Annotated in this window: 3 protein-coding genes, 5 tRNA genes and 1 rRNA gene; 8 read left to right on the top strand and 1 reads right to left on the bottom strand. The window is 38.1% G+C overall.

Features of this window, described 5'->3' with window-relative positions:
- The first annotated feature begins 42 nt into the window (after nt 1-42).
- From M998_RS09855 to birA, 4 genes are all read left to right on the top strand, one after another.
- Nucleotides 43-118 (top strand) — tRNA-Thr (locus tag M998_RS09855).
- A gap of 24 nt (nt 119-142) precedes the next feature.
- Nucleotides 143-258, top strand: a 5S ribosomal RNA gene (rrf, locus tag M998_RS09850).
- Nucleotides 259-484: 226 nt separating this feature from the next.
- A complete protein-coding gene (gene murB, locus M998_RS09845) occupies nt 485-1,519 on the top strand; it encodes a UDP-N-acetylmuramate dehydrogenase (RefSeq protein ID WP_068437270.1) in 1,035 nt (344 codons plus the stop codon).
- Entirely contained in the window at nt 1,516-2,490 is a 975-nt protein-coding gene (birA, locus tag M998_RS09840; protein ID WP_068437274.1) for a bifunctional biotin--[acetyl-CoA-carboxylase] ligase/biotin operon repressor BirA, read from the top strand. Before murB ends, birA begins: the two co-directional genes overlap by 4 nt.
- Before the next feature lie 40 nt (nt 2,491-2,530).
- Here the strand turns inward: birA and coaA are convergent, their stop codons facing one another.
- Nucleotides 2,531-3,481, bottom strand: coding sequence for a type I pantothenate kinase (gene coaA, locus M998_RS09835; protein WP_068437277.1), 951 nt, complete (start codon nt 3,479-3,481; stop codon nt 2,531-2,533).
- 427 nt (nt 3,482-3,908) lie between these two features.
- On the opposite strand from coaA, the gene M998_RS09825 reads away from it, so the two are divergent.
- The 4 genes from M998_RS09825 (at nt 3,909) to M998_RS09810 (ending at nt 4,325) form a co-directional block, all read left to right on the top strand.
- A tRNA-Thr gene (locus M998_RS09825) sits at nt 3,909-3,984 on the top strand.
- 15 nt (nt 3,985-3,999) lie between these two features.
- A tRNA-Tyr gene (locus tag M998_RS09820) sits at nt 4,000-4,084 on the top strand.
- A gap of 84 nt (nt 4,085-4,168) precedes the next feature.
- Nucleotides 4,169-4,243: transfer RNA gene (locus tag M998_RS09815), tRNA-Gly, on the top strand.
- Nucleotides 4,244-4,249: 6 nt separating this feature from the next.
- A tRNA-Thr gene (locus M998_RS09810) sits at nt 4,250-4,325 on the top strand.
- Nucleotides 4,326-4,443: the final 118 nt, after the last annotated feature.

The following is a 4,443-nucleotide window of genomic DNA, read 5'->3' as shown; positions in this document are numbered from 1 at the left end:
AAATTTTAAGGTTGTGTCAGAACTGACTGACCAAACCATATTGCTGATATGGCTCAGTTGGTAGAGCACACCCTTGGTAAGGGTGAGGTCCCCAGTTCGAATCTGGGTATCAGCACCAAATATCAGCATTTAAAAGAATTTACCTAGCGGCAATAGCGCGGTGGTCCCACCTGACCCCATGCCGAACTCAGAAGTGAAACGCCGTAGCGCCGATGGTAGTGTGGGGTCTCCCCATGTGAGAGTAGGGAACTGCTAGGTTTTAAATAAAGTGAAGAAGCCACCCATTGGGTGGCTTTTTTGCGTTCTAACGCCTTATAAAATATATAAGGCTTAAAAAATTTGGATGCTAGTTAAGGATCTACGTAAATATAAATATTAGCCTTCTTATCCTGTATATTTCATTATTTCTAGATTCTCTCTATTCTCTATTCAGCTCGGCTGATAGACTTATCATATCTTAGTTTTGCACGCACTGAAGGCAGCAATGAAACCCACCTCTGAACTTAAATCCTTTAACAGCTTTGGTATTGATGCTAAAGCGATGTCGCTGTGTACCGTACAGAGTACGGATGCACTTTATCAACAGTGGCTTGATGCAAAAAACAAAAAAATACCTGCCTTATTACTTGGCGGTGGAAGTAATGTCCTATTTATTGAAGATTTTGAAGGGATTATAATAGTAAATAGGATCAAGGGTGTGCATGTAACGGATACAACAGATTTTTGGCATGTACATGCAGAAGCTGGAGAAAACTGGCATCAATTGCTAGAAACCCTCTTAAAAGAAGGCATATACGGCGCAGAAAACTTAGCGCTAATTCCCGGCTGTGTCGGTACGGCTCCGATTCAAAATATTGGAGCATATGGTGTAGAATTTAAAGATCTCTGTGAATATGTTGATATTCTTTCATTAGAAACGGGTAAAATTACTCGTATATCCGCTATTGACTGCCATTTCGACTATCGTGATAGTATTTTTAAGCATGAATACCAGCATTCTCATGCCATCGTCAGCGTTGGCTTGAAGCTCGCTAAAAAATGGACACCTAAATTAAGCTATGGCGATCTGGCTAGGCTAGACCCCACTACAGTAACCCCACAACAAGTATTTGATACTGTTTGCCATACCCGAAAAGTTAAATTACCTGACCCTACCATTACCGGAAATGCAGGGAGTTTCTTTAAAAATCCAGTAGTTTCAGCCAAAATAGCAAAAGAAATCAAAGCAAAAAATCCAATCTGCCCGCAGTATGAACAACCAAACGGCGATGTAAAGCTTGCTGCGGGTTGGTTAATCGATCAATGTGGTTTGAAGGGTTATGAGATAGGTGGCGCTGCGGTACATAAGGACCAAGCTTTAGTTTTAATTAATAAGAATCAAGCAACAGGGCAAGATATCGTTAATTTAGCTAAATATGTGAGTCAGGTAGTCGCTGAACGCTTTGGCATCCTACTTGAGCCAGAAGTCAGATTTATTGGGAAAAATGGTGAGGTCAATGCTATGGAGTGTATTTCATGAAAGAAGCCAATATCCCTTTACAGATAATTGATATTTTATCAGATGCTCAAATTCACTCTGGAGAGCAACTAGGTAAAAAGCTAGGTATGACGCGAGCTGCAATAAATAAGCATATTAAAACACTCCGTTCTTGGGGTTTAGATATTCAGACGGTAACTGGAAAAGGATATAAACTACCTTATACAGTCAATTTATTAGACCAGAGTATAATTAAAGATCAAATTCACGATGTTAATATTATTGTTGAACCAGTTATTGACTCGACAAACCAATATATGTTGGATCGGATCCCTGACTTAACATCAGGTGATACATGTTTAGCCGAATATCAAAGTGCGGGAAGAGGGCGGAGAGGGCGTCAATGGCTTTCTCCATTTGGCTGTAATTTGTATTTGTCGATGTATTGGAAGCTTGAGCAAGGGCCAGCAGCGGCAATAGGCTTGAGTTTAGTTGTCGGTATTATTATTGCAGAAACGCTAAATAAATTAAGTAAAAATAAAGTAAAAGTAAAATGGCCAAATGATCTTTATATGAACGACAAAAAATTGGCAGGGATCCTTGTTGAATTAACAGGAAAAACTGGAGATGCTGCCCATATTATTATTGGCGTTGGTATTAATATTGGAATGGATAAAAATAATATAGAGAATAATAATAAAATAAACCAACAGTGGTCATCTTTACGTGATGAAGTTAAAAATATCGAAAGAAACCAATTATCAATAAATATTATTCAAGCGTTAAGAGAGTCATTAGTCTTATTTGAAAAAGAAGGATTAACTCCCTTTCTTGATAGGTGGTTTGAGCTGGATAATTTTTTGAATAGAAAGATTAAATTATTAATAGGGAACGATATTATTCAAGGAGTTGAACGAGGGATCAATGAGCAAGGTGCTTTAATGTTACAAAAGGAAAATGGTGAAATTGTGCCTTATATTGGTGGTGAAATATCTTTAAGATCAAATGAATAATATTCTATTAGGCCGGAAACTATCCGGCCAATAATAACAATTACTTTCTTAACCTAACACTTTGAATTGAATGATTCTCACCTTTAGTCATTATTAAGCTAGCTCGTTCTTTTGTTGGTAGAATATTTTCTTCAAGGTTTAAACCATTAATTTCATCCCAAATTGAACTTGCAATATTGACCGCTTCTTCTTCACTTAATTTAGAATAATTGTGAAAATAAGAGTCGGGATCAGAAAATGCGCCTTGCCTAAATTTTAAAAATCGTCCGATATACCACTGCTTTAATAACTGTGGCGCAGCATCTACGTAGATTGAAAAATCAACAAAATCTGAAACAAATACATGGTGCGGATCTTGAGGGTAATCCATATCACTCTGAAGAACATTTAACCCTTCAAGAATCAATATATCGGGTTGATCTATTATTTGCTGTTGCTCAGGCACAATATCATAGGTCAAATGGGAATATACAGGAGCGGCTACATTACGTGCCCCCGATTTTATTTGTGAAACAAAGTTTACCAACTTTCTCATATCATAAGACTGTGGAAAACCCTTTTTCTTCATTATATCCCTATCTTTTAACACCTGGTTTGGATGTAAAAAACCATCAGTGGTGATCAAATCAACCTTTCTGTGTTCAGGCCATCTTGTTAGCAGGGCTTGAAGCAAACGAGCAGTTGTACTTTTGCCTACAGCAACGCTACCCGCGATACCGATGATATAAGGGACTTTTGCGCCATTAGTTCCTAAAAATTGTTCTAAAACAGCTTGGCGGCGGACATTAGAACTTATATAAAAATTCAATAAGCGTGATAGAGGAAGGTAGATTTCAATAACATCTTCCATAGAGAGTTCTTCATTAATACCTTTTAACTCCAGAAGCTCACTAGATGTTAACGTCAAAGGAACCGAATCACGGAGTGTGGCCCAATGCTCTCTATCAAACTCTAAATATGGCGTAGTAATAAAATTCTCGTTCTGTTTCATAAACCAACATCTGCCTATTTTATGCAGGTTGGACAGGTTGCCTAAACACCCGTATCCATAAAATTTGATAGCATAATAACGAGTGATAGTAAGTTGGCGTAGGCTTTTTTATGTTTTATATGAATTTTTTTTGACGTAGGCATAAAAAACGGCATTATTTGCTCAATAAATAGCCTGTAAATTGTTCTCTTGAAAGTGTGATAACGAATAAAAAATAGCATTTTAAAAATTTTTAATCGTTAAGAGCACTTTACTCTCTAAATAATAATGGATTATAGTTAAGAATCGTTGTTGATGTTTTAAGCTGAATAGAGTCAAAAAAACAGCTAAATAGTAAAAATCGCATAAAATATAAGCAATCAAACAAAAAACTAAAACTTTTTGTTGCAACATGCGCTCACTCTTCCTAGAATGCGCAGCACTTGATGCCGGCATAGCTCAGTTGGTAGAGCAACTGACTTGTAATCAGTAGGTCCCGAGTTCGACTCTTGGTGCCGGCACCATTAAAAATTTGGATAGGTGGGATACCCAAGCGGCCAAAGGGAGCAGACTGTAAATCTGCCGTCATCGACTTCGAAGGTTCGAATCCTTCTCCCACCACCATCTCCTTAAAGCATTATTCATAATGACTTTAAGAAATAGTTACAAACAGTTTAACAGCTGATAACTCAGGTAGCCGAGTTCATTGCGGGCATCGTATAATGGCTATTACCTCAGCCTTCCAAGCTGATGATGCGGGTTCGATTCCCGCTGCCCGCTCCAAGATGTGCTGATATAGCTCAGTTGGTAGAGCACACCCTTGGTAAGGGTGAGGTCGGCAGTTCGAATCTGCCTATCAGCACCACTTCCCCCATGTTCTCAATTATCTCCTGATTTGTCTCCTGTAAAAATTCAAGCAAATTTATCACTGCTTGGTTGATGTGGTCTGACCACCGATTCCGTGTCTTAGAGGGACAATCTAA

Origin of the sequence: Providencia heimbachae ATCC 35613, from assembly GCF_001655055.1 — a bacterium.
Lineage (GTDB): Bacteria > Pseudomonadota > Gammaproteobacteria > Enterobacterales > Enterobacteriaceae > Providencia > Providencia heimbachae.
This window is presented reverse-complemented; position numbering and strand designations above follow the sequence as displayed.

Bases quoted from the DNA above. Each gene is read 5' to 3' on its own strand.
- murB (WP_068437270.1), top strand. From the start codon at position 485: ATGAAACCCACCTCTGAACTTAAATCCTTTAACAGCTTTGGTATTGAT.
- birA (WP_068437274.1), top strand. From the start codon at position 1,516: ATGAAAGAAGCCAATATCCCTTTACAGATAATTGATATTTTATCAGAT.
- coaA (WP_068437277.1), bottom strand. From the start codon at position 3,481: ATGAAACAGAACGAGAATTTTATTACTACGCCATATTTAGAGTTTGAT.